General features: G+C 67.4%; 24 protein-coding genes. 14 read left to right on the forward strand and 10 right to left on the reverse strand.

The genetic code is table 11. The features are described from left to right. Nucleotides 1–16: 16 nt before the first annotated feature. From AB1I47_RS22290 to metW, 4 genes are all read left to right on the forward strand, one after another. The gene (locus AB1I47_RS22290) at nucleotides 17–955 is read left to right on the forward strand and encodes a pyrimidine 5'-nucleotidase (RefSeq protein ID WP_354685889.1); all 939 of its coding nucleotides are present in this window, start codon (nucleotides 17–19) and stop codon (nucleotides 953–955) included. Beyond that, nucleotides 952–1620: a nucleoid occlusion factor SlmA gene (slmA, locus tag AB1I47_RS22295; protein WP_354685890.1), complete on the forward strand. Its 669-nt coding sequence runs from the start codon at nucleotides 952–954 to the stop codon at nucleotides 1618–1620. The genes AB1I47_RS22290 and slmA overlap by 4 nt, the downstream gene beginning before the upstream one ends. Nucleotides 1621–1895: 275 nt before the next feature. Continuing rightward, complete coding sequence (gene metX / locus AB1I47_RS22300) at nucleotides 1896–3077, forward strand: homoserine O-succinyltransferase MetX (RefSeq protein ID WP_354685891.1); 1182 nt, start codon at nucleotides 1896–1898, stop codon at nucleotides 3075–3077. Then, a complete protein-coding gene (gene metW / locus AB1I47_RS22305; RefSeq protein WP_354685892.1) occupies nucleotides 3074–3685 on the forward strand; it encodes a methionine biosynthesis protein MetW in 612 nt (203 codons plus the stop codon). The genes metX and metW overlap by 4 nt, the downstream gene beginning before the upstream one ends. A 10-nt stretch (nucleotides 3686–3695) precedes the next feature. Here metW and AB1I47_RS22310 read toward each other — a convergent pair whose 3' ends face one another. Next, nucleotides 3696–4124: a VOC family protein gene (locus tag AB1I47_RS22310; RefSeq protein WP_354685893.1), complete on the reverse strand. Its 429-nt coding sequence runs from the start codon at nucleotides 4122–4124 to the stop codon at nucleotides 3696–3698. A 95-nt stretch (nucleotides 4125–4219) separates the two neighbouring features. Between AB1I47_RS22310 and AB1I47_RS22315 the strand changes: the two genes are divergently transcribed. Next, entirely contained in the window at nucleotides 4220–4807 is a 588-nt protein-coding gene (locus tag AB1I47_RS22315) for a TetR family transcriptional regulator (protein WP_354685894.1), read from the forward strand. A 1-nt stretch (nucleotide 4808) separates the two neighbouring features. Here the strand turns inward: AB1I47_RS22315 and AB1I47_RS22320 are convergent, their stop codons facing one another. Beyond that, complete coding sequence (locus AB1I47_RS22320) at nucleotides 4809–5723, reverse strand: LysR family transcriptional regulator (protein ID WP_354685895.1); 915 nt, start codon at nucleotides 5721–5723, stop codon at nucleotides 4809–4811. Between the two features lie 112 nt (nucleotides 5724–5835). On the opposite strand from AB1I47_RS22320, the gene AB1I47_RS22325 reads away from it, so the two are divergent. Further along, nucleotides 5836–6726: a DMT family transporter gene (locus AB1I47_RS22325; RefSeq protein ID WP_354685896.1), complete on the forward strand. Its 891-nt coding sequence runs from the start codon at nucleotides 5836–5838 to the stop codon at nucleotides 6724–6726. Nucleotides 6727–6830: 104 nt separating this feature from the next. Beyond that, complete coding sequence (locus AB1I47_RS22330) at nucleotides 6831–7673, forward strand: acyl-CoA thioesterase (RefSeq protein ID WP_354685897.1); 843 nt, start codon at nucleotides 6831–6833, stop codon at nucleotides 7671–7673. A gap of 12 nt (nucleotides 7674–7685) precedes the next feature. Here the strand turns inward: AB1I47_RS22330 and AB1I47_RS22335 are convergent, their stop codons facing one another. Continuing rightward, nucleotides 7686–8945, reverse strand: coding sequence for a muropeptide transporter (locus AB1I47_RS22335; RefSeq protein WP_354685898.1), 1260 nt, complete (start codon nucleotides 8943–8945; stop codon nucleotides 7686–7688). Nucleotides 8946–9043: 98 nt separating this feature from the next. Between AB1I47_RS22335 and AB1I47_RS22340 the strand changes: the two genes are divergently transcribed. Further along, entirely contained in the window at nucleotides 9044–10006 is a 963-nt protein-coding gene (locus AB1I47_RS22340) for a M48 family metallopeptidase (protein ID WP_354685899.1), read from the forward strand. A gap of 84 nt (nucleotides 10007–10090) precedes the next feature. Here AB1I47_RS22340 and argC read toward each other — a convergent pair whose 3' ends face one another. Further along, complete coding sequence (gene argC / locus AB1I47_RS22345) at nucleotides 10091–11038, reverse strand: N-acetyl-gamma-glutamyl-phosphate reductase (RefSeq protein ID WP_354685900.1); 948 nt, start codon at nucleotides 11036–11038, stop codon at nucleotides 10091–10093. A gap of 184 nt (nucleotides 11039–11222) precedes the next feature. Here argC and AB1I47_RS22350 point away from each other — a divergent pair, with 184 nt between their 5' ends. Continuing rightward, entirely contained in the window at nucleotides 11223–11519 is a 297-nt protein-coding gene (locus tag AB1I47_RS22350) for a type II toxin-antitoxin system MqsR family toxin (RefSeq protein ID WP_354685901.1), read from the forward strand. A gap of 31 nt (nucleotides 11520–11550) precedes the next feature. Next, nucleotides 11551–11952 (forward strand): type II toxin-antitoxin system MqsA family antitoxin, encoded by a 402-nt coding sequence (locus AB1I47_RS22355; protein WP_354685902.1) that lies wholly within the window; start codon nucleotides 11551–11553, stop codon nucleotides 11950–11952. A gap of 9 nt (nucleotides 11953–11961) precedes the next feature. On the opposite strand, the gene AB1I47_RS22360 is transcribed toward AB1I47_RS22355, so the two are convergent. Then, nucleotides 11962–12738 (reverse strand): exodeoxyribonuclease III, encoded by a 777-nt coding sequence (locus tag AB1I47_RS22360; RefSeq protein WP_011614408.1) that lies wholly within the window; start codon nucleotides 12736–12738, stop codon nucleotides 11962–11964. Nucleotides 12739–12768: 30 nt separating this feature from the next. Between AB1I47_RS22360 and pyrE the strand changes: the two genes are divergently transcribed. Next, nucleotides 12769–13461 carry an orotate phosphoribosyltransferase gene (pyrE, locus tag AB1I47_RS22365; RefSeq protein ID WP_407935883.1) on the forward strand — a complete coding sequence of 231 codons (693 nt, stop codon included), beginning with the start codon at nucleotides 12769–12771 and terminating at the stop codon, nucleotides 13459–13461. Between the two features lie 174 nt (nucleotides 13462–13635). Then, the gene (locus AB1I47_RS22370; protein ID WP_354685904.1) at nucleotides 13636–14910 is read left to right on the forward strand and encodes a patatin-like phospholipase family protein; all 1275 of its coding nucleotides are present in this window, start codon (nucleotides 13636–13638) and stop codon (nucleotides 14908–14910) included. A gap of 15 nt (nucleotides 14911–14925) precedes the next feature. On the opposite strand, the gene AB1I47_RS22375 is transcribed toward AB1I47_RS22370, so the two are convergent. From AB1I47_RS22375 to AB1I47_RS22390, 4 genes are all read right to left on the reverse strand, one after another. Further along, nucleotides 14926–15735, reverse strand: coding sequence for a polyphosphate kinase 2 family protein (locus AB1I47_RS22375; RefSeq protein WP_354685905.1), 810 nt, complete (start codon nucleotides 15733–15735; stop codon nucleotides 14926–14928). 107 nt (nucleotides 15736–15842) lie between these two features. After that, a complete protein-coding gene (gene dapF / locus AB1I47_RS22380) occupies nucleotides 15843–16709 on the reverse strand; it encodes a diaminopimelate epimerase (protein WP_354685906.1) in 867 nt (288 codons plus the stop codon). Between the two features lie 42 nt (nucleotides 16710–16751). Then, the gene (locus AB1I47_RS22385; RefSeq protein ID WP_354685907.1) at nucleotides 16752–17645 is read right to left on the reverse strand and encodes a lipid A biosynthesis lauroyl acyltransferase; all 894 of its coding nucleotides are present in this window, start codon (nucleotides 17643–17645) and stop codon (nucleotides 16752–16754) included. After that, entirely contained in the window at nucleotides 17642–18529 is an 888-nt protein-coding gene (locus AB1I47_RS22390) for a lysophospholipid acyltransferase family protein (protein WP_354685908.1), read from the reverse strand. The genes AB1I47_RS22385 and AB1I47_RS22390 overlap by 4 nt, the downstream gene beginning before the upstream one ends. 343 nt (nucleotides 18530–18872) lie before the next feature. Between AB1I47_RS22390 and metK the strand changes: the two genes are divergently transcribed. Together metK and AB1I47_RS22400 are read left to right on the forward strand one after the other, a co-directional pair. Next, nucleotides 18873–20036, forward strand: a complete 1164-nt coding sequence (gene metK / locus AB1I47_RS22395; RefSeq protein ID WP_029047350.1) for a methionine adenosyltransferase — start codon at nucleotides 18873–18875, stop codon at nucleotides 20034–20036. 172 nt (nucleotides 20037–20208) lie between these two features. Continuing rightward, entirely contained in the window at nucleotides 20209–21165 is a 957-nt protein-coding gene (locus AB1I47_RS22400; protein WP_354685909.1) for a Kdo hydroxylase KdoO, read from the forward strand. 21 nt (nucleotides 21166–21186) lie between these two features. Here AB1I47_RS22400 and AB1I47_RS22405 read toward each other — a convergent pair whose 3' ends face one another. Beyond that, nucleotides 21187–22593 (reverse strand): coniferyl aldehyde dehydrogenase, encoded by a 1407-nt coding sequence (locus tag AB1I47_RS22405; RefSeq protein ID WP_354685910.1) that lies wholly within the window; start codon nucleotides 22591–22593, stop codon nucleotides 21187–21189. Nucleotides 22594–22616: the final 23 nt, after the last annotated feature.

The following is a 22616-nucleotide window of genomic DNA, read 5'->3' on the forward strand; positions in this document are numbered from 1 at the left end:
CTCCGAGTTGCCCGGCGTGCCTTCCAGTCTTCCTCCTCCGCGCCGTGTCCGCGCTCGCCTGCGCCGCCGCCCGTCCGGCAACAACTCGGGCGGCACGGTCTGGCTGTTCGATCTCGACAACACGCTGCACGACGCCTCGCATGCGATCTTCCCGGCAATCAACCGGCTGATGACCGCCTACGTGGCGCGCGTGCTCGACTGCGACGAGGCCACCGCCAGCCGCGTGCGCGTGGATTACTGGCAGCGCTACGGCGCCACGCTGCTCGGCATGATCCGCCACCATGGCGTCGATCCCGCCGACTTCCTGCGCGCCGCGCATGAATTCCCGCGGCTGGCCGACATGGTGCGCGTGCGGCGCGGGCTGGCCGCGCACCTGCGGCACCTGCCCGGGCGCAAGATCCTGGTCACCAACGCGCCGCAGGACTATGCGCAGGCGGTGCTGGATATCGCCGGCATCCGCCATTGCTTCGAGCGCGTGGTGGCGATCGAGCAGATGTGGGTGCACGGCCACCTGCGGCCCAAGCCGGACCGCCGCATGCTGCGCCGGCTGCTGGCGCAGACGGGCATTGCGCCGCATCGCGCGGTGCTGGTGGAAGATACCGTGTCGCACCTGAAGCGCTATGCCGGCACCGGTATCCGCACGGCATGGGTGACGGGCTACCTCCGCACCATCGCGCCGTCGCGCCCGCATGAGAAACCCGCCGAGCGCGACGACGGCAGCCGGCGCGATGCCGCGGTACGCTCGACGCTGGAGGCGGAGGACCGGCACCATGTCGGCCACGCCGCGCAGGAACAGTCGGTGACGCTGGTGGCGGCAGAGACCCCGGCCCCGCAGGCGCAGCCCGACCACGTGCCGCGCGTGCGCGCCCGCGTGCCGAATCGCCCGGCCTATGTGGACATAAAAGTACAATCGATGCATCAACTCCAACGACGAATGCGGAGACTCGGGTCATGACGCAAAGCAACGGGGACCAGCCGGAGGCGGTCATTGCAGGGAGCGCCGACGATATCGACACAGCGGCGGCGCCGGCCACACCGGCGCGCAAGCGCCCGCGCCCGGGCGAGCGCCGCATCCAGATCCTGCAGACACTGGCCACCATGCTGGAGCACCCGCGCGGGGAAAAAATCACCACCGCCGCGCTGGCGGCGCGGCTGAGCGTGTCCGAGGCGGCGCTGTACCGCCACTTCGCCAGCAAGGCGCAGATGTACGAAGGCCTGATCGGCTTTATCGAGCAGACCGTGTTCGGCCTGATCAACCAGATCGTCGACAAGGAAGAGCACGGCCTGCGCCAGGCCCAAATGATCGTGCGCATGCTGCTGTCGTTTGCCGAGAAGAACCCGGGCATGACGCGCGTGCTGACCGGCGAGGCGCTGGTGGGCGAGCACGAACGGCTGCAGGAGCGCATCAACCAGGTGGTGGACCGCATCGAGGCGTCGCTGCGCCAGTGCCTGAAGATGGCGGTGACGCAGGGCGCGTTTCCCGCGGACGCCGATATCCCGGCGCGCGCGGCGCTGATCATGGCGGCGGTGCAGGGGCAGTGGCACCGCTATGCCAAGAGCGGCTTCCGCAAGTCGCCGTCGGACCATGCCGACGCGCATCTGAGGGTGTTGCTGGGGTGAAATCAACATGCCGGGCCGATTGCTCTATAATTGCCCGGTCGCGCCGATTTGATGACTGGCTTGCGGGCGCGCGGCAGCCACGGGACCAAGGTCCGGGTTGCCACTATAAATGCGGCTAAAGAGGTTGGGTCGGCGCCCCATGTCACCACTGCAATGGATGGCGCCGGCACGCGGAATCCCGCAAGGAATCCAGTGAATCCCGACTTGGCTGCGATGCTGCATACGCAAATGCCGGTCGGGTTTTTTTATGCCCGTTTGCCACGGGCCCGGATTCCATGACTGATGTCGCCCTGCCGTCTGCCGCGCCCAGCGCGCTCGCCCTGCCGCCCGATTCGGTCGGCGTGGTCACGCCGCAGCGCATGCATTTCGCCGAGCCGCTGAAGCTGCGCAACGGCACCTCCATCGCCGGCTACGACCTGATGGTCGAGACCTACGGCACGCTCAACGCGGCCCGCTCCAACGCGGTGCTGGTCTGCCACGCGCTCAATGCCTCGCACCATGTGGCCGGGGTCTACGCCGACAATCCGCGCGAGGTGGGCTGGTGGGACAACATGGTCGGGCCCGGCAAGCCGCTCGATACCGACCGCTTCTTCGTCATCGGCGTGAACAACCTGGGCTCTTGCTTCGGCTCGACCGGGCCGATGAGCCTGAACCCGGCCACCGGCCAGCCCTATGGCGCGAGCTTCCCGGTGGTGACGGTGGAAGACTGGGTCAATGCGCAGGCGCGCGTGGCCGACGCGTTCGGCATCACGCAATTCGCCGCGGTGATGGGTGGCAGCCTGGGCGGCATGCAGGCGGTGGCCTGGAGCCTGATGTACCCGGACCGGCTGCGCCACTGCATCGTGGTCGCCTCCACGCCCAAGCTGTCGGCGCAGAACATCGCCTTCAACGAGGTCGCGCGCAGCGCGATCCTGTCCGATCCCGATTTCCATGGCGGCAACTACTACGCGCATGGCGTCAAGCCCAAGCGCGGCCTGCGCGTGGCGCGCATGATCGGCCATATCACCTACCTGTCGGACGAGGACATGGCCGAGAAATTCGGCCGCGAGCTGAAGACCGACGACATCCGCTTCTCGTTCGATGTCGAGTTCCAGGTGGAGAGCTACCTGCGCTACCAGGGCGACAAGTTCGCCGAGTACTTCGACGCCAACACCTACCTGCTGATCACGCGCGCGCTCGACTACTTCGACCCGGCGCTGGCCCACGGCGGCGACCTCACGCGCGCGATGGCGCAGACGCAGGCGAGCTTTCTGGTGGCGAGCTTCGGCACCGACTGGCGCTTCGCGCCCAGCCGCAGCCGCGAGCTGGTCAAGGCGCTGCTGGACAACAAGCGCCCGGTCTCGTACGCCGAGATCGACGCGCCGCACGGCCACGACGCCTTCCTGCTCGACGACCCGCGCTATCACAACCTGATGCGCGCCTATTACGACCGCATCGCAGAGGAGATCGGCGCATGAACGCCCTGGCCAATCCCAATATCCTGGCGCTGCGCCCCGACTTCCGCGCAATCGCGCGCTGGATCGAACCCAACTCCACCGTGCTCGACCTGGGCTGCGGCGACGGCAGCCTGCTGCGCGTACTGCAGGACGAGCTCGACGTGCAGGCCTACGGCATCGAGATCCGCGACGAAGGCGTGCTGGCGTGCGCGCAGAAGGGCGTGCATGTCATCCAGCAGGATCTGGAGGGCGGGCTGGCGCTGTTCGAGGACAAGAGCTTCGACACCGTGATCCTGTCGCAGACGCTGCAGACCATCCACAACACCGCTCAGGTGCTGCGCGACACGCTGCGCGTTGGGCGCGAGTGCATCGTGTCGTTTCCGAATTTCGGCTACTGGCCGCACCGGCTGTCGGTGTTCCGCGGGCGCATGCCGGTGTCGGAAGCGCTGCCTTACCAGTGGTACAACACGCCCAATGTGCGCGTGCTGACCATCAGCGACTTCGAGGCGCTGGCGCCGAAGGTCGGCCTGCGCGTGGTTGACCGCGTGGTGATGCACGAGGGCATCACCGTCAACTGGGGCGTCAACTGGCGCGGCAGCCTGGCGGTGTACCGGGTCTGCGCGGCCTGACGCCAGCGCTTCAGCCGGGCAGCGCCCCGGCCTCGTACTGCGCGGCAAATTCCGCGGATGGCGGGATCGGCTTGATGACGTCGATCAGCACGCCGTTAGGGTCGGCGGTGATGAAATGCCGCTGGCCGAAAGCCTCGTCGCGCAGCGGCAGCAGGATCGGCAGCCCGGCCGCCTGCAGGCGGTCGTGGACCGCATCCGGGTCTTCCACTTCGAAATTCAGCAGCAGGCCCTGCGCGCTGTGGCCACGCGCCGGGGCAGGGATGGTTTCGTGGCTGTGGTCCAGCACTGCGAGGTTGACCGACGGATCGTCGGCAAGCTGCAAGTGCACGTACCAGTCGCTGGTGAACAGTGCGGCGAAGCCGAAAAGCCGCTGGTAGAAGGCGACAGTGCCGGCGACATCGCCGGTCATCAGGACGGGGTAGTAGCTGGTGACTTTCACGGGAGGACGCCTCGCTTTCGGAAACATACAGCCTGCATGTAGATCCATATTAAGATACAGGCTGCATGTATGCAAGGATCTTTGCAGGAGGTAAGGTGGCCCGATCCAACCGCGAACGTACCGAGGCGACGCGCCAGGCGTTGCTCGACGCCGCACGCGTCCTGTTTGTCAGCCGGGGCTATGGCGAGACCTCGACGCCCGACGTTTGCGCCGCCGGCGGCATTACGCGCGGGGCGCTGTACCACCACTTTGCGGACAAGCGCGACCTGTTCCGCCACGTGCTGGCGGAGGAGGCCGCAGCGGTGGCCGCGGAGATCGAAGCGGCGGCGCCCGAAGGGCTGGAGGGTGCCGAGGCGCTGATCGCCGGCGCACAGGCATACCTGGACGCGATGACGGTGCCGGGCCGAACGCGGCTGTTGCTGATTGAAGGTCCCGCGGTGCTCGGGTGGCGCGAAGCGCTGGCGCTGGACGAAGCCCACGCCGCGCGCACGCTGCGCGACGGGCTGGATGCTGCGGGCGTAGGCCGGCACGGCGGGGTGGCGGGCGCGCTGGCGCCGCTGCTGTCAGCGGCGTTTGACCGTGCCGCGCTGGAGATCGAGGCCGGCGCCGATGCCGCGCGCGTGCGCGGGGCGGTGCTGTGGCTGTTGCGGCAGGTCCTGGGCCAGGGCCCGGGCCCGGACTAGTTCAGCGCGGCGCGTCGCCCGCGGTCGCCGCGAGGTGATCGACAAAGGCGCGCACCTTGGGCGGGACATGCCGCGTCGGCGTGTAGACCGCATAGGCGGTGCCGATATAGGCCTCGAGGATGTCCCAGTCGGGCAGCACCGTCACTACCTTGCCATCGTCCGGCGCGCTTCCCAGCGAGAAATCCGGCACCAGCCCGATGCCGGCATCGCGCTCCACCATGGTCATGATCGCCAGGCTGTTGTTCAGCGTCAGCCGCGGCGGGATGCGTACCACCACGGTTTCGCCGCCGGCGCGGTGGCGCAGTGTCCAGCGCTCGCCGAAGTTGCCGTAGCCGAGGTAGAGACAGCGCGCGGCCGGCAGTTCGGCGGGCGTGACCGGGGTGCCGTGCCGGTCCAGGTAGGCGGGCGATGCCACCAGCCGGTAGCGCACCTCACGCAGCGGCCGTGCGGCGAGCCCGGGCGCAAGCTCGCGCGCAATGCGCACGGCCACGTCGAGGCCTTCCTCGACCAGGTCGACCATCCGGTCGGCCAGCGTCAGTTGCAGGTCCAGCGCCGGGTACTTCGCCAGCAATGCCGGCAGCCGCGGCGCCAGCCAGGCCTGCCCGAACGATACCGGTGCGGTCACGCGCAGCACGCCGTGCGGGGTGCCGCCATGCTCGCTCGCCAGCGCGGTCACTTCGCGCGCGGCGGCGGTCATGCGCGCGCAGGCCGCGTAGGCCGACTGGCCCAGTTCGGTCAGCGCGAAGGCGCGCGTGGTCCGCTGCAGCAGGCTCGCGCCCAGCGCTGCTTCCAGCCGGGACACATGGCGGCTGACCGCCGACGGCGTCATGCCCAGGTCCTGCGCCGCCGCCGAGAAGCTGCCGCACTCGACCACGCGCGCAAACACGGCCATCGCATTGAGTGGTGCATTCTGCATGCCGCAGCTCCTGCTTATGATCACAAGTCAAATATTAATTGAGCGCGGACAGCATTGTTGAGTGAATTGCATGGTGGAACAATTGCGGACATTCGTATTGCCGGAGTCCCTGATGCCTTCACAACTACCCCTGCCCGGCGGCGCCTGGCGCATGGTCGCGGCCATGGTGCTGTCGGGCACCATCGGCTGGTTCGTCGTCACCAGCGGCCAGCCGCCGCTGGACGTGGTCTTTTTCCGCTGTCTGTTCGGCGGCGCGGCGCTGCTTGGCGTGCTGACGCTGCAGCGCGGCTGGGTGCGCATGAGCCGCGCCCAGACCGGCTGGCTGGTGCTGGGCGGCGTCACGCTGGTGCTCAACTGGCTGGCGCTGTTCTCGGCCTACGCCTACAGCGGCATCGCGATCGCCACGGTGGTCTATCACACGCAGCCGTTCTTCCTGCTGCTGCTGACCTCGGTGATGCAGCGCGAGCCGTTCCCGTTCGCGCGGCTGCCGTGGCTGCTGCTGGCCTTTGCCGGCGTGATGCTGATCACCGGCCTGGAGCACGGCGCGACCGGGGCCGGCATGCTGGCCGGCGTCGGCCTGGGCCTGTTGGCCGCGCTGCTGTACGCGGTCACCACCATGGCCACGCGGCGGTTGCAGGCGATTCCGCCAGCCCAGATCGCCGGCCTGCAGATGGTGCTGGGCGTGCTGATGCTGGCACCGCTGGCGCATCCCGCTGCCGGCAGCTATGGCACCGGCACCTGGGCCACGCTGCTGGCGCTCGGACTGGTCCACACCGGCGTGATGTACACCCTGTTGTACGGCGCCTTCCAGCGGCTCAACGTGGTGTCGATCGCGACGCTGTCGTTCGTCTATCCGCTGGTGGCGATCGTGATCGACGTGATGGTGTTCGGCGTGGTGCTGGGCCCGCTGCAGATCGCGGGCATGGCGCTGGTGCTGCTGGGCGTGATCGCCAACCAGCTCGGCTGGAGCCTGCCGCTGCGGCGGCGGCGGGTGGAGGGCTGATGCCGCACCGGAGGATGCCGTCTGCACGATCGTGTTGACCTGAGGCCTGACTACGATTAGTGTAGGCAGCTCATCGAACGATCGTGCTATTCACTGCCCTCGCTATGACCGCCAACGCCCCCCTGACCGCCGCCGCCGGCACGCTCCATTCCTTTGACGATGCAATCGCGCTGGAGGCTGCGGGCGAGCATCGCTTTCTGGGCCGCACCACGCCTGCGTACTGGAACATGATCGGGCCCTTCGGCGGCATCACCGCCGCGACGCTGCTGCAGGCGGCGCTGGACCATCCGCAGCGGCTGGGGGACCCGATCTCGCTGACGGTCAACTTTGCCGGGCCGATCGCCGAGGGGCCGTTCGAGATCGAGGCGCGGCCGGTGCGCACCAACCGCTCGACCCAGCACTGGAACCTGGAACTGCGCCAGGGCGATGCCGTGGCGACCACGGCCACCGCGGTCTTTGCCGTGCGGCGCGAGACCTGGGCCTGCGGCGAGGCGGCGATGCCGCAAGTGCCTGCGGCCGAGACGCTGCCGGGGATGGGCGGGTTTGCGCCGGTGCGCTGGCTCAAGTCTTACGACATGCGCCCGGTGCGCGGCGCCAAGCCGACTGCCGAGCCCGGAACGGAGCACCCGGACAGCCTGACGCAATTCTGGCTGCGCGATGCGCCGGCGCGCACCCCTGACTTTGCCGCCGTGGCGGCATGGGCCGACAGCTTTTACCCGCGCATCTTCCTCAAGCGCGCGGGCTTCGTGCCGGCCGGCACGGTGTCGATGACCACCTACTTCCATGCCGATGCCGGCACGCTCGCCGCCATCGGCGACAGCCACGTGCTGGCCAGCGCGCAGGCGCAGGTGTTCCGCCAGGGCTTCTTTGACCAGCGCGCGCAGCTATGGAGCGCGGACGGCGCGCTGATCGCCAGCTCGCACCAGATCGTCTACTACAAGGAATGAGCCGGGGCGGGCTCAGGCGATCGCTTCGCGCGCCTGGGCCTCGTAGCGGTGAACGGTGTTGCGCATGACCCAGAGCAGCATCACGCCTGGCAGCGCCACCGCCACGGTGCCCAGGTAGAAGGGCGCCCAGCCCCAGGCCTCGACCATATAGCCGGACGTGGGCCCCACATAGACCCGGCCCACCGAGGCCAGCGCCGACAGCAGCGCGTACTGCGTGGCCGAGAACGAGCGGTTGCACAGCGTCATCAGCAGCGCCACGAAGGCCGCCGTGCCCATGCCGCCGCACAGGTTCTCCACGGCGATGGTCGCGCCCATGGTCCACAAGTGCGGCGGCGTCACCGCCAGGATCCAGTAGCCCAGGTTCGACACCGCCTGCAGCACGCCGAACACCATCAGCGAGCGGTACAGCCCCAGGCGCACCATCAGCGTGCCGCCGAACAGCGCGCCGATGATGGTCGCCGCCAGCCCCAGCGTCTTGTTGACGATGCCGACCTCGCCCGCGGAGAAACCCACGCCGCGGATCAGGAAGGTGGTCGACAGGCTGCCGGCGAAGGCGTCGCCGAGCTTGTACAGCACGATCAGCAGCAGGAGCCACCATGCACCCGGGCGTGCGAAGAAGTCGCGCAGCGGGCCCAGGATGGCTTCTTCCAGCGAGCGCGGCGCGCGCGCGGGCACGTCCGGCTCCGGCGCCCACAGCAGCGTGACGATGCCTACGCCCATCAGCGCCGCCATCAGCAGGTAGGTCTGCTGCCAGCCGAGCACGCGGTCGGCCAGCCACAGCGCCAGGCCGCCCGACACCAGCATGGCGAGCCGGTAGCCCAGCACCTTGACCCCCGCGCCGGCGCCGCGTTCGGGCGGGCGCAGCACGTCGGTGCTGTAGGCGTCGAACACGATGTCCTGCGAAGCCGACAGGAAGGCCACCAGCGTGGCCAGCGCGGCCAGTGTCCACAACGCCTCGCGCGGCGGGCAGAAGGCCATGCCGGCAATGCCCAGCACCAGAGCAATCTGCGTCACCAGCAGCCAGCCGCGGCGGCGCCCCATCAGCGGCGGCGTGTAGCGGTCCATCAGCGGCGCCCACAGGAACTTGAAGATATAGGCCTGGCCGACCAGCGAGAAAAAGCCGATGGTCTTGATATCGAGCCCCTCGACCGTCATCCACGCCTGCAAGGTGCCCGAAGTCAGCGCCAGCGGCAGGCCGGAGGCAAAGCCCAGCATCAGCATGGCGCCGATGCGGCGGTTGCGGAAGATATCGAGATAGGTCTGGAAATTCATGGACGGGGCAGGCGTGTGCCGCCGCGCGGCTGCGCGGGCGCCGTGTATTATTGCATCACCTGATTGCCCATTCCCTGATTGCGCCCGAGGAACCGCACATGCTCCGCCGCCTGCAAGGTGTTCAGCGTCCCACCCGTCTCCGGCTGGCCCGCGCGCTGGCGCTGGCCGCGGTAGCCTTGCCGCTTGGCTGGGGCGTGCCGGCGCAGGCGCAGAACAGCGATGCCGGCGGCATCCGGCTGAACCCGGGCGGCTCCGCGGTGCGCAATATCGTGCCGGCCGAGGCCATCGAACAGCAGGCCACGCAGGAATACGAGCAGCTCAAGCAGGAGGCCATCGCCAAGCGCGCCCTCGCCCCTGACAGCCACCCGCAACTGATCCGCCTGCGCGCCATCGGCAAGCGGCTGCTGCCGCAGACCGGCCGCTGGAACGAGCGTGCGCGGCAGTGGCAGTGGGAGATCAACCTGATCGGCTCCAAGCAGGTCAATGCCTTCTGCATGCCCGGCGGCAAGATCGCGATCTTTACCGGCCTGCTCGACCAGCTCAAGCTGACCGACGACGAGGTCGCGATGGTGATGGGTCACGAGATCGCGCACGCCTTGCAGGAGCACGCGCGCGAGCGCGCCGCCAAATCCGAGATCACCAACCTGGGCGCCAACGTGATTTCGCAGCTGTTCGGCTTCGGCAACCTCGGCAATATGGCGCTGGGCACCGGCGCGCACCTGCTGACGCTGCGCTTCTCGCGCGCGGATGAGTCCGAAGCGGACCTGATCGGCATGGATGTCGCCGCACGCGCCGGCTATGATCCGCGCGCCGCGGTGACGCTGTGGCAGAAGATGGGCAAGGTGTCGCAGTCCGGCGCCGAGTTCCTGTCGACGCACCCGTCCGGCCGCAGCCGGATCGCCGACCTGGAGAAGCACCTGCCCGAGGTGCTGCCGCTTTACGCGCGGGCCATCAACACCACCGTGGACAAGCTGCCGCCGTACCGGACCAATGTGGCAGGCCTGGGCGGTGCGCCGGTGGACAGCGGCGACGACGACAAACAGAAACCGCTGAAGCGCTGACGGCGCCATCGCGAAAACAGGCACCAAAAAAAAGCCGGCAAATTGCCGGCTTTTTCACCTTCAGCGGTACCTGACCCTGACCCGTCAGGCGCGCAGCCCGGTGGCCTCGTCGGCGCCGATATGCACGTTCATGCATTGCACCGCCGCGCCGGCCGCGCCCTTGCCCAGGTTGTCCAGGCGTGCCACCAGGTTCAGGCGCTCGGCATTGCCGAACACGAACAGGTCGACGCGGTTGGTGTCGTTGTTGGCCTGCACGTCGAAGAAGCCGCCGTCGAGGTTGTCGTCGCTGTTGTACGGCAGCACGCGCACGAACTGCTCGCCTTCATAGTGCTTGCGGTAGATCTCCAGGATCTGGTCCGGGCTGACCTTGCGCGCCAGCCGGTCCGCGAACACCGGCACCGTCACTGCCAGGCCCTTCAGGAAGTTGCCGACGATCGGGTTGAAGATCGGCGCCTGCGCCAGGCCTGCCTGCACGCGCATTTCCGGCAGGTGCTTGTGCTCCAGGCCGAGCGCGTACGGACGCGGGCTTTCCAGCTTCGGGTTACCGCCGGCTTCGAACTCGGCAATCATCTTCTTGCCGCCGCCGCTGTAGCCGGTCAGCGAGAACGCGCTCAGCGGGTAGTCGGCTGGCAGCACGCCAGCGTCCACCAGCGGGCGCACCGCCATCACGAAGGCGCTGGCATGGCAGCCCGGCACCGCGATGCGCTTGCTGGCGCGGATCTTCTCGCGCTGGCCGCGCACCAGCTCGGGCAGGCCGTAGGCCCAGTTGTCTGCAGTGCGGAACGCCGTGCTGGCGTCGATCACGCAGGTATTGGGGTTGGTCACCAGCGACACCGCCTCGCGCGAGGCCACGTCGGGCAGGCACAGGAAGGCAACGTCGGCCGCGTTCAGGAAGCGTGCTCGCTCGGCCGGGTCCTTGCGCTTGTCATCGGCAATGCGCAGCAGTTCCACGTCGGAACGACCGGAAAGATAGTCAAGCAGCCGGAGACCGGTAGTGCCTTCCTGACCATCGACGAACACTTTGAAAACCATGGCGGACTCACTCAATGAAGTGCGGGGGAATGCTTTGGATATGAGAAATCTCCCCTGCCGGGCGCTGTGGGGAACCTGCATTGTAGCGGGGATGGGGGCCGGTCGCAGGGGTTTGTACGGATTGGATTATTGCGATTTGGCACAGTTCAGCGCTTGCAGCATCTAACCAAGTAGGTTAATTTGCATGGAGAAGGGAACGGCGCATTACCCGCTGTGGCGGGTCCGGGAGTTGATTGCGGCAGGGCGGGTCAGCTTGACGATGTCAGCGTTCCAGGGCGCCAGGAACAGGTGTCTCACGCGCGGCGACGTCCTTGATGTAGTCGCCAGGATCCAGTCCGCCGACTTCTACAAAAGCATGACGACCTACGTCGACCATACCGTCTGGCAGGATGTGTATCGCCCATGTACATCGTATGGAGCGATCTACCTCAAGCTGACGGTGACCGAGGAAGTCCTGATTGTGTCGTTCAAGGCACGCTAGCGCGTGCGCCGCCTTGCCAGAGGAGCTCTCTATGCGATGCCCAGTATGTGGAGGCGCCGAACTCGAAAGGGGGCGGAAGGACTTTGTCTATACCTACCGTGGCGAGTCCACGGTAATCGAAGCGGTCCTAGCCGACTGGTGTCCTCAGTGCGGGGAAGGTGTGCTGGGTCAGGAAGAGGAAGAGCGGATCGGACCGCTGGCGCTCGCCTTCAACAAGCAAGTCAACGCCTCGCTTGTCGATCCGACTTACATTATGCAAGTCCGCAAGAAACTCCACCTCGACCAGCGCGAAGCCGCAGAGATCTTCGGCGGCGGGGTCAATGCATTCTCGCGCTACGAGACTGGCCGGACCAAGCCGCCGCTTGCGCTGGTAAAACTGCTCAAGCTGCTGGACCGCCACCCGGAACTGCTCGAGGAAGTCCGGGCGGCCTGATGGCTGCGCTCAGAGCGGGTAGTCGTAATCGATCGACAGCGGCGCGTGGTCGCTGAACTTCTCATCCTTGTAGATCGAGCACAGCCGCGCCGTGTCGGCAATCTTCGGCGTGGCGAGATGGTAATCGATCCGCCACCCCACGTTCTTGGCATAGGCCTGGCCGCGGTTGCTCCACCACGTGTACTGCTCGGGGCGCGGATCCAGCTTGCGGAACACGTCCACATAGCCATGGACGTCGAACAATTCGCCGATCCAGGCGCGCTCCTCCGGCAGGAACCCTGAGTTCTTCAGGTTGCCTTTCCAGTTCTTGATGTCGATTTCCTTGTGCGCGATGTTGACGTCCCCGCACAGCACGATCTCGCGCCCGCTCGCCTTGAGTTGCAACAAGTGCGGCAGGAACGCTTCCATGAAACGGAACTTGGCAAGCTGGCGTTCCTCGCCGCTGGAACCCGACGGCACGTAGACCGAGATTACCGCCAGGTGCGGATACTGCACTTCGACGTAGCGGCCTTCGCTGTCGAACTCGGAATTACCGAAGCCAGTGACCACCCGCTCCGGCTTGTGCCGCGTGTACAGGCCCACGCCGCTGTAGCCCTTCTTCTCGGCGTAATGGAAGAAACCGTGGTAGCCATGTGGCGCCAGGAACGCTTCGGTCATGTCGGCCTCCTGGGCCTTCAGTTCCTGCACGCAGACCATGTCCGCATCCTGCTTGCCCATCCAGTCGAAAAAGCCCTTCTTTGAGGCGGAGCGTATGCCGTTGAGGTTGGCGCTGATAATCCGTAACATCTCGGGAAATTTTGAATTCAGAGAGAAATGATGACGCAGAACACGCCTGGAAGCACGCAAGAGGGCGCCGACCTCAGCCAGACCTTTATCCGCTTTGCGCTCGATGCCGGCGTGCTGTCGTTTGGCGAGTTCGTCACCAAGGCCGGCCGCAAGTCGCCGTATTTCTTCAACGCCGGCCTGTTCAACCAGGGCGCGATGCTCGGCCAGGTGGCGCAATTCTATGCGAAAACCCTGCTGGCCTCGGGCGTGCAGTTCGACGTGCTGTTCGGGCCCGCGTACAAGGGCATCACGCTAGCGTCGGCCACCGCGGTGGCGCTGGCGGGCATGGGACGTGACGTCGGCTTCGCCTACAACCGCAAGGAAGCCAAGGACCACGGCGAGGGCGGCACGCTGGTCGGCGCCAGGCTGCAGGGCAAGGTCGTGATCGTCGATGACGTGATCTCGGCCGGCACCTCGGTGCGCGAGTCGGTGAACCTGATCCGCGCCGCCGGCGCCGAGCCGGCTGCGGTGCTGATCGCGCTGGACCGTATGGAAAAAAGCGGCACCGCCGAGCAGGTCGGCACGCATTCGGCCGTGCAGGACGTTCAGCGGGAATACGGCATCCCGGTGATCGCCATCGCCAGCCTGAGGGACCTGCTGGCTTACCTCGATGCGTCGCAGGACCCCGCGCTGTCGGCTTCGCGCGAAGCGGTGGCGGCCTATCGTCAGCGCTACGGCGTCTGAAACCGTTGATGACAAGGGGCGCCGCCAACCGGCGCCCGTTCCGCGTTTAGCGGACAGGCGGCAGGGCAGGCGGACTTTCCAAACGGCAGGGAGCGCGGCGTGGCGGAAAAAGAACGGCAGGAGCGGCAAGAACGGCAAGTGCCGCAAGAGCGGCAGGAAAAGACTGCACGGCAGATGGCACGGCAGCCAACGCAGGCCAAAGCCGAAAACGGCGCCAATGCCGATTCCCTGGCCGAGCGTGGCGCCCAGGTGCGGCCGCGCAAGCCGGTGCGCGAAGCCGCCAAGGCTCCGGACCGGCCGCCGCACGAGGCCTATGCCGTGCGCGCGCTGGTGCTGCAGGGCGGCGGCGCGCTTGGCGCCTACCAGGCCGGCGTGTACCAGGGGCTGGCCGAAGGCGGCATCTACCCGAACTGGGTCGCCGGCATTTCCATCGGCGCGCTCAACGCCGCGGTGATCGCCGGCAACCCCCCCGAGCGGCGCGTCGAGCAGCTATGCGCCTTCTGGAAGCACATCTGCGCGCAGCCGTGGCTGCCTGCCCTGGCGCCTGACTGGCTCACCGACGATGCCGAACGCTGGCCCGAGCCGCTGCGCATCTGGTTCGACGGCCTGCACGCCGCGCGCGCGATGTTCGAAGGCCAGCGCGGCTTCTACCAGCCGCGCAGCTGGCCCGAGCTGTTGTCGCGCTATGCCGAACCCACCCGCGCCAGCTTCTACGACACCACGCCGCTGAAGGCGACCCTGGAGCGCTTTGCCGACTTCGACCTGATCAACCACCGGCCCGACCTGATGCGTGTGTCGGTGGGCGCGGTCAATGTGCGCACCGGCAACTTCGCGTATTTCGACAACACCCGCGACAAGCTCTGCCCCGAGCATTTCATGGCCTCGGGCGCCTTGCCGCCTGGCTTCCCGGCGGTGGAGATCGACGGCGAGTATTACTGGGACGGCGGCCTGGTCTCGAACACGCCGCTGGCCGAGGTGCTGACCGCGCAGCCGCGGCGCGACGCGCTGATCTTCCAGGTCGACCTGTGGAGCGCGCGCGGCAAGCTGCCGCACGACCTGATCGACGTGGCCGAGCGCGAGAAGGAGATCCGCTATTCCAGCCGCACGCGCGCCATTACCGACTACATGCGCGAGCAGCAGAACATGCGCCGCATGCTCAATGAAGTGATGGCGCTGGTGCCGCCGTCAAAGCGCGACCACGAGCAGTACCGCCGCGCCGCCGAGCAGGCCTGCGACGCGCGCCGCAACGTGATCCAGCTGATCTACCGCGACAAGTCGTTCGAGAACATGGCCAAGGACTACCAGTTCAGCGCGCTGACCATGCAGGAGCACTGGACCAGCGGGCTGGACGATATCCGCCAGACGCTGCGCCACCCGCAATGGCTGGCGATGCCCAGCCGGGAAAAGCCCTTCGTCACGCACGACGTGCACCGCGGCAACGGCGGCTGAGCCAACCCGACAGCCTTATTCGACTTTCACCTTCGCCAGCTCCGGCCGCGCCGGCGGATAGGCCGGCTTCAGGTCCTCGAAGACTTTCGTCAGGATCTCCGCGACCATCAGGTTGCGGTGCGTCTTGGAGTTGGCCGGCACCACGTACCACGGGCATTCGGGTGTGCTGGTGGCCATGATGGCCGCCTCGTAGGCGTCCATATAGGCTTTCCAGTGCTTGCGCTCGGCCAGGTCGGTGGTGTCGAATTTCCAGTGCTTTTCCGGGTCGGCCAGCCGCGCTTCCAGCCGTTCCTTCTGCTCGTCGCGCGAAATATGCAGGTAGCATTTGACGATGGTGGTGCCGGTCTCGGTCAGCATCGTCTCGAATGCGCGGATCTGGCGGAAGCGCCGTTCGGCCTCGGCATTGTCGATCCAGCCATGCACGCGCGTGATCAGCACGTCCTCGTAATGGCTGCGGTTGAACACCACGATCTCGCCCGCCCTGGGCACCTGCAGGTGGATGCGCCACAGATAGTCGCGCGCCAGCTCTTCCGGCGACGGTGCCTTGAAGCCGACCACGCGGATGCCGAGCGGATCGAAGCTGCGGAACACGCCGCGCACGGTGCCGTCCTTGCCGCTGGTGTCCATGCCCTGCAGCACCACCAGCAGCTTGCGGCGGTGCTCGGCATAGAAGATGTCCTGCTGCGCGTCGAGGGCGTTGCTCAGTTCGGTCAGGCGGGCAAGATCTTCTTCCTTGTTGCCGCACGACAGCGGCTTGCTGCCGGCGTCGAAGTCGGCAAGGCGGAAGTGCTTGTCCGAGGTGATGCGGAAATCGTCCAGCGGCATGGGCGCTCCATCGGTCTGACCTGCACGATCAAAGGGATTGGGCGCCCCGCGGATCTTCCGTTGCGAGGAAAGCTAAGGAATGTGACCGGGGCGCGCAGCCCCTATGGTCAGGCCGGCAGGGCTGCCAGGTCAATGCTGCCTTCGAACACGGTGGTCGCCGGACCGGTCATGCGCACCGGCTCCGAACCGCCATCCCAGGCGATGCTCAGTTCGCCGCCGTGGGTGTGCACCCGCACCGGCGAGTCCAGCAGCCCGCGCCGGATGCCTGCCACGACCGCCGCGCACGCGCCAGTGCCGCAGGCCAGCGTTTCGCCGGCGCCGCGCTCGAAGACGCGCAGGCGGATGGTGTGGCGGTCCTCGACCTGCATGAAGCCGGCATTGACGCGGTTGGGGAAGGCGGGATGGTGTTCGATCACCGGGCCATCCTGCAGCACCGGGAAGTTTTCCACATCGGCCACCACCTGCACCGCGTGCGGATTGCCCATCGACACCGCCGAGATCCATTCCCTGCGGCCGTTGACTTCCAGACCGTAGAGCGTGTCGGCGCCTTCCGTGCGGGTCGGCAGGCCTTCAGCGCGCAACGGCACGCGCGCCGGTTCCAGCTCGGGCGCGCCCATGTCGACCGTGACCTGGCCGTCGTCCTGCAGCGTCAGCGTGATCACCCCGTTCATCACCTCGACGCGCACCGAGCGCTTGTCGGTCATGCCCTTGTCGGTGACAAAGCGCACGAAGCAGCGCGCGCCGTTGCCGCAGTGCTCCACCTCGCTGCCATCGGCATTGAAGATGCGGTAGCGGAAATCGACATCCGCGCGCGAGGGCTTCTCGACCACCAGCATCTGGTCGGCGCCCACGCCGAAATGCCGGCTGGCGAGCGCGCGCCACTGCGCGGGCGTCAGGTCGATCTGCTGGTGGATGCCGTCGAGCACGACAAAGTCGTTGCCGGCGCCATGCATCTTGGTGAACTGGAGTTTCATGAGGGGGATTGTAGCCGTGGGGCGCCGGACGTGCCGGCGCGCTCAGTAGATCTCGGGCTCGCCCGGCGGGCGGTGCTTGAAGCGCTTGTGCACCCAGTAGTATTCCGGCACGCGCGGGCGGATGCAGTCCTCGAAGAACGCGTTCATGCGGCGCGTGTCGTCGGTGACGCTTTCGCCGGGATAGCCGTCCCAGGCCGGCAGGATGCGCAGCACGTAGCCCTGGTAGTCGGGCAGCATCTCGGTATAGATCGGCACCACCTTAGCCCCGGTCAGCCGCGCCAGCCGCGACACCGAGGTCAGTGTCAGCGCCTGCACGCCGAAGAACGGCACGAACTCAGAATCGCGCTCGCCGAAGTCCATGTCGGCGATCAGCTGCAGCGCCTCGCCCTTCTTCAGGCAGCGCAGGATGTCGCGCGCGCTGTCGTTGCGCGAGATCATGTTGGCGCCAAAGCGCCCGCGCGCGTGCTTGAGGAAGACGTCGAAGAGGTCGTTCTTCTGTTTCGTATAGAGCGATGCGCCGGAGCGCCCGACGTGCTCGCGCAGATGGATGGTCAGCCGGATGGCGCCGGCTTCCACGCCCGACAGGTGCAGCGTCACCAGGATATGCGGGGTGCCGTCCAGCGCCACCAGGCCGGCCTGGTCGTCGATCTGCACCCAGCGGCGCATCTGCGCCTCGCTGCCGGTCCAGAAGATGCCGCGCTCGGCAAAGCTGCGGAACAGCGTACGGAAGCTCTGGCGCGTCAGCGCGTCGATCTCGGCCTCGGTCCGGTCCGGAAAGCACAGGCGCAGGTTCGCCCGCACCACGCCGCGGCGCCCGCTTGGCACCAGGTAGAGCAGGCTGCCCAGGGCCTCGCCGAAGCGGGCGACAAACGGATATGGCAGTTTGCCCAGCACCGTCAGCAGTCCGATGCCGAGCCACGTGAACAAACGGCTCATGAAATCGATTGATCAGTGGCCGGCACGGCGCTGTCGCCGGGAGCGCCCGCACCGGCGGGATGCTTGTAGCGGTTGTAGGCCCACAGGTATTGCGTCGGGCACAGCGCCACCAGCTCCTCAATGGTCTGGTTAATGACCGCGGCGGCTTCGGCGGGATCGTCCGGCAGCATGCCCCCGCCGTGGATCACGCGCAGGTGGGCGCGATAGCCGGCGCCGCGCGGGAGCCGCTCGGCAAACACCGCCACCACCGGCGCGCCGGTCAGTTGCTGCAGCCGGTGCACCAGCGCCATCGTATAGGCGGGCTTGCCGAAGAACGGCGCCCAGTGGCCCTCGCCGCCGCTGGGCACCTGGTCCGGCAGGATGCCCACCGCCTGGCCGCGCTTGAGCGCCTTGACCAGCATGCGCACCCCGCGCGGGGTGGCCGGCGCCATATGCATATTGGGGCGGGTGCGCATCTTCTCGATCCAGTCGCGCAGCCAGGGCTGGTGCGGCGGCTTGAACAGCGCGGTGACGGGGCGCAGCAGTGCGTGCGATTGCGGCAGCACTTCAAAGCAGCCCAGGTGCGGGGTCAGGATGATGAGGCCCTTGCCGCGCGACTGCAGCTGTTCCAGCTCGGGCCACATGTAGTCGTCAAAGCCGTACAGGCGCGCGCCGATCTTGCGCCGGCTCCAGAAGTAGGGCATCTCGACGATCATGCGTCCGGCCGAGCGCGCGGCTTCGTCGATCATCGCGTCGGTGGCATCGGGAAAGGCGTGGCGGAAGTTTTCCCGCAGGCGCTGGCCATAGCGGCCGGGGAGCCGCCCCGCCAGCAGCCCGAGCGCGCCGCCGACTGCTTGCAGCAGGCCCAGCGGAAGGCGGGAGATCAGCCAGAAAAGAAAGGTCATCAGCGCTAAAAACGAATCTGTAGCGAGTCCGTCGCGGGTCCGTGCCGGGGAGCAGACGGGCAAACAAGCGTTTTTTCGATTTCGGTATTCAGTTCCGCGCGCAACGTGCCGTCATCGTGGAACCGGCCCGGTACGGGCGGCATTGTGTGGCTTTGGTCCCGTTTGGTTCCCTATGACGCGCTGCAACGAGCCCGGCAGGCGCGTATAATAGCGTGTATCGCCGAGTTAACTGACAACTTGCGGGGCGATGCCGCTCTCACCGGGCAGCTTGAAATACCGCTAAAGCGTCGCCGCCATGAACCGAACAGGCTGGCACGCAATAGCCAACCTGGAGAATAAGTTCGTGGCAAACGACTTCCTTTTTACTTCGGAATCCGTCTCCGAAGGCCATCCCGATAAGGTCGCCGACCAGATTTCCGACGCCGTCCTGGACGCCATCCTGGCGCAGGACAAGTACGCGCGTGTGGCGGCCGAGACGCTTTGCAACACCGGTCTGGTGGTGCTGGCCGGGGAAATCACCACGACCGCCAACGTCGACTACATCCAGATTGCGCGCGACACGATCAAGCGCATCGGCTACGACAATACCGAGTACGGCATCGACTACAAGGGCTGCGCGGTGCTGGTCGCCTATGACAAGCAATCGCCCGATATCGCCCAGGGTGTCGACCGCGCTTCCGACGACTACCTGAACCAGGGTGCCGGCGACCAGGGCCTGATGTTCGGCTACGCCTGCGACGAGACCCCGGAGCTGATGCCGTTCCCGATCTACTACGCCCACCGCCTGGTCGAGCGCCAGTCGCTGCTGCGCCGCGACGGCCGCCTGCCCTGGCTGCGCCCGGACGCCAAGTCGCAGGTCACGGTGCGCTATGTCGACGGCAAGCCGCACAGCGTGGACACCGTGGTGCTGTCGACCCAGCATTCGCCCGATATCACCCAGGCCCAGATCCGCGAAGCGGTGATCGAAGAGATCATCAAGCCGGTGCTGCCGGCCGAGATGCTGAAGGAAACCAAGTACCTGGTGAACCCGACCGGGCGCTTCGTCATCGGCGGCCCGCAGGGCGACTGCGGCCTGACCGGCCGCAAGATCATCGTCGATACCTACGGCGGCGCTTCGCCGCACGGCGGCGGCGCGTTCTCGGGCAAGGACCCGTCCAAGGTCGACCGCTCGGCCGCCTACGCCGCGCGCTACGTCGCCAAGAACGTGGTGGCCTCGGGCCTGGCGCGCCAGTGCCAGGTGCAGGTGAGCTACGCCATCGGCGTGGCCCGCCCGATCAACGTGACGGTCTACACCGAAGGCACCGGCAAGATCCCCGACGCCAAGATCGCCGAGCTGGTGCAGGAGCATTTCGACCTGCGCCCGAAGGGCATCGTGCAGATGCTGGACCTGCTGCGCCCGATCTACGAAAAGACCGCCGCTTACGGCCACTTCGGCCGCGAAGAGCCGGAATTCTCGTGGGAAGCCACCGACAAGGCGGCAGCGCTGCGCGCCGCGGCCGGCCTGTAATCCACGCTGAGCCCGCAGCACAGAAACCCCGCCGGCCCTCCGGGCCCGCGGGGTTTTTTCTTGCTCGCGTGACGCCGGCGCCACGGTAAGCCGCAGGGAGTAAAATCGCGCCATCCCGTGCCGCCACACCGGCGGCCGACCCACGTGCTGGGTAACTGTTTCAGAGGATGCCATGCCCGAAGCGCCTGCCATTGCCACCACCGCATCGTCGAGCCAACCGGCTGCCCAATCGGCTTCCACCAGCCAGCTCAACCTGATCCGCCCGCAGCCCTACACCGACTGGGCGCCGCAGGTCACGGCCGAGGAACGCGCCACGCTGCGCCGCGAGCTGGAGCAGGGCGCCGTGCTCTACTTCCCCGACCTGAAATTCCGCTTCGAGTCCGGCGAAGAGCGCTTCCTGGACAGCCGCTATTCCGACGGCAAGTCCAAGAACATCAACCTGCGCGCCGACGACACCGCGGTGCGCGGCGCCCAGGGCACGCCCCAGGACCTGGCCGACCTGTACAGGCTGATCCGCCGCTACGCCGACAACAGCGAGACGCTGGTGCGGACGTTGTTCCCGGAGTACATCCCGCACATGACGCGCGCCGGCACCTCGCTGCGCCCCAGCGAGATCGCCGGGCGCCCGGTGAGCTGGCGCAAGGACGACACGCGCCTGCACGTCGACTCGTTCCCGTCCAACCCGATGCTGGGCAGGCGCCTGCTGCGCGTGTTCCACAATATCGATCCGGCCGCGCCGCGGGTGTGGCGCGTGGGCGAGCCGTTCGCCGATTTTGCGCAGAAGTTCGTGCCGAAGACGCACGGCATGTGGCCGGGACAGGCGTCGCTGATGAAGCTGCTGCATATCACCAAGCGCAAGCGCTCGGAATACGACCACCGCATGCTGCAGCTGCATGACCTGGCCAAGGCCGACCTGGACTATCAGCGCGACGTGCCGCAGCAGGAATTCCACTTCCCGCCGGGTTCGACCTGGATCGTGTTCAGCGACCAGCTGCTGCACGCCGCCATGCGCGGCCGCGCGATGATGGAGCAGACCATCTACCTCGAACCGCAGGCGATCTCCGACCATACGCATTCGCCCGAGGCGGTGCTGTCGCGCATGCTCGGACGGCCGATGCTGGTGTCCTGATCGGCGCCGATCAGCACGCGATCAGCGCAGAAGCAGCTTCAGCATCGTCTCGAAGGTCTTGCCATAGGGCGGCTTGAGCAGGCCGGCGCCGTTCAGCGCCGCCTGGTGGAATACCGGCTTCAGCTTGGAGAAGGTGTCGAAGCCCGCCTGGCCGTGATACGCGCCCATGCCGCTCGCGCCGACGCCGCCGAACGGCAGCCCGTCCTGGGCGATATGGAACAGCGTGTCGTTGATGGTGACGCCGCCGGCAACGGTCTGGCGCATCACATGGCCGATCGCGCCGCGGTCGCGCTCGAACAGATAGAGCGCCAGCGGGCGCGGGCGCGCATTGATGTAGTCGATCGCCTCGTCCAGCGTGCGGTATGTCACCACCGGCAGCACCGGCCCGAAGATCTCCTCGCGCATCGCGGTCACGCTCCCGGGCGCATCCAGCAGCAGCACCGGGGGCAGGCGGCGCGCCTGCGCGTCAGGTTGCGCATCCGACAGCGGCACCACGGTCGCGCCCTGCGCCGCGGCCTCGTCGACCAGCCCGGCCAGCCGCGCGAAATGGCGCGGGCTGATGATGCTGGTGTAGTCCGGCGGGTTGCGCGCCAGCTCGGGATAGAGCCGGTTCACGCACTGGCGCGCGGCCTGCACCACGGCATCGCGCATGTCTTCCGGCACCAGCACATAGTCAGGCGCGATGCAGGTCTGGCCGGCGTTCATCAGCTTGCCCACCAGGATGCGTTCGACCGCACGCGGCAGGTCCGCACCGGCGCCGATGATGGCCGGCGACTTGCCGCCCAGCTCCAGCGTCACCGGCGTCAGGTTGGCGGCCGCCGCGCGCATCACATGGTGGCCGACCGCGGTCGAGCCGGTGAACAGCAGGTGGTCGAAAGGCAGCGCGGTAAAGGCGCTGGCCACCTCGGCATCGCCGTTGACCACCACGATCTCGTCCGGCGCAAAGTGCTGCAGTACCAGTTTCGCGAGCAGCGCGGCAAAGCGCGGCGTGTATTCCGACAGCTTCACCATGGCGCGGTTGCCGGCGGCCAGTGCGCCGGCCAGCGGCCCGATGGTCAGGTACAGCGGGTAGTTCCAGGGCACCACGATGCCCACCACGCCCAGCGGCTGCGGCACCAGCCGTGAGCGTCCCGGGCGGAACCAGAAGCCAGTGGCGGCACGGCGCACGCGCATCCAGCGCTTGCCGTGGCGCAGTGCGTCATCGATGCCGGCGATGCTGGGGAAGACCTCCAGCAGCGCGGTTTCCTGCCGCGGCCGGTTGGTGAAATCGTCGTGGATCGCGCCGGCAATGGCGGCCTGGTGCTCGATCACCAGCCGGCGCAGGCGCTGCAGCCGGTCGGCGCGCACGGTCCATGGCGGCAACTGGTCGCGCCGCGATGCCGCATGCATCGCGCCGAAGACGGAAGACAGATCGGGGACTTCTCGCATCGCTGCGTTCCTGGGAGCCTGAG

Origin of the sequence: Cupriavidus necator (genome assembly GCF_040578825.1) — a bacterium.
GTDB lineage: Bacteria > Pseudomonadota > Gammaproteobacteria > Burkholderiales > Burkholderiaceae > Cupriavidus > Cupriavidus necator_E.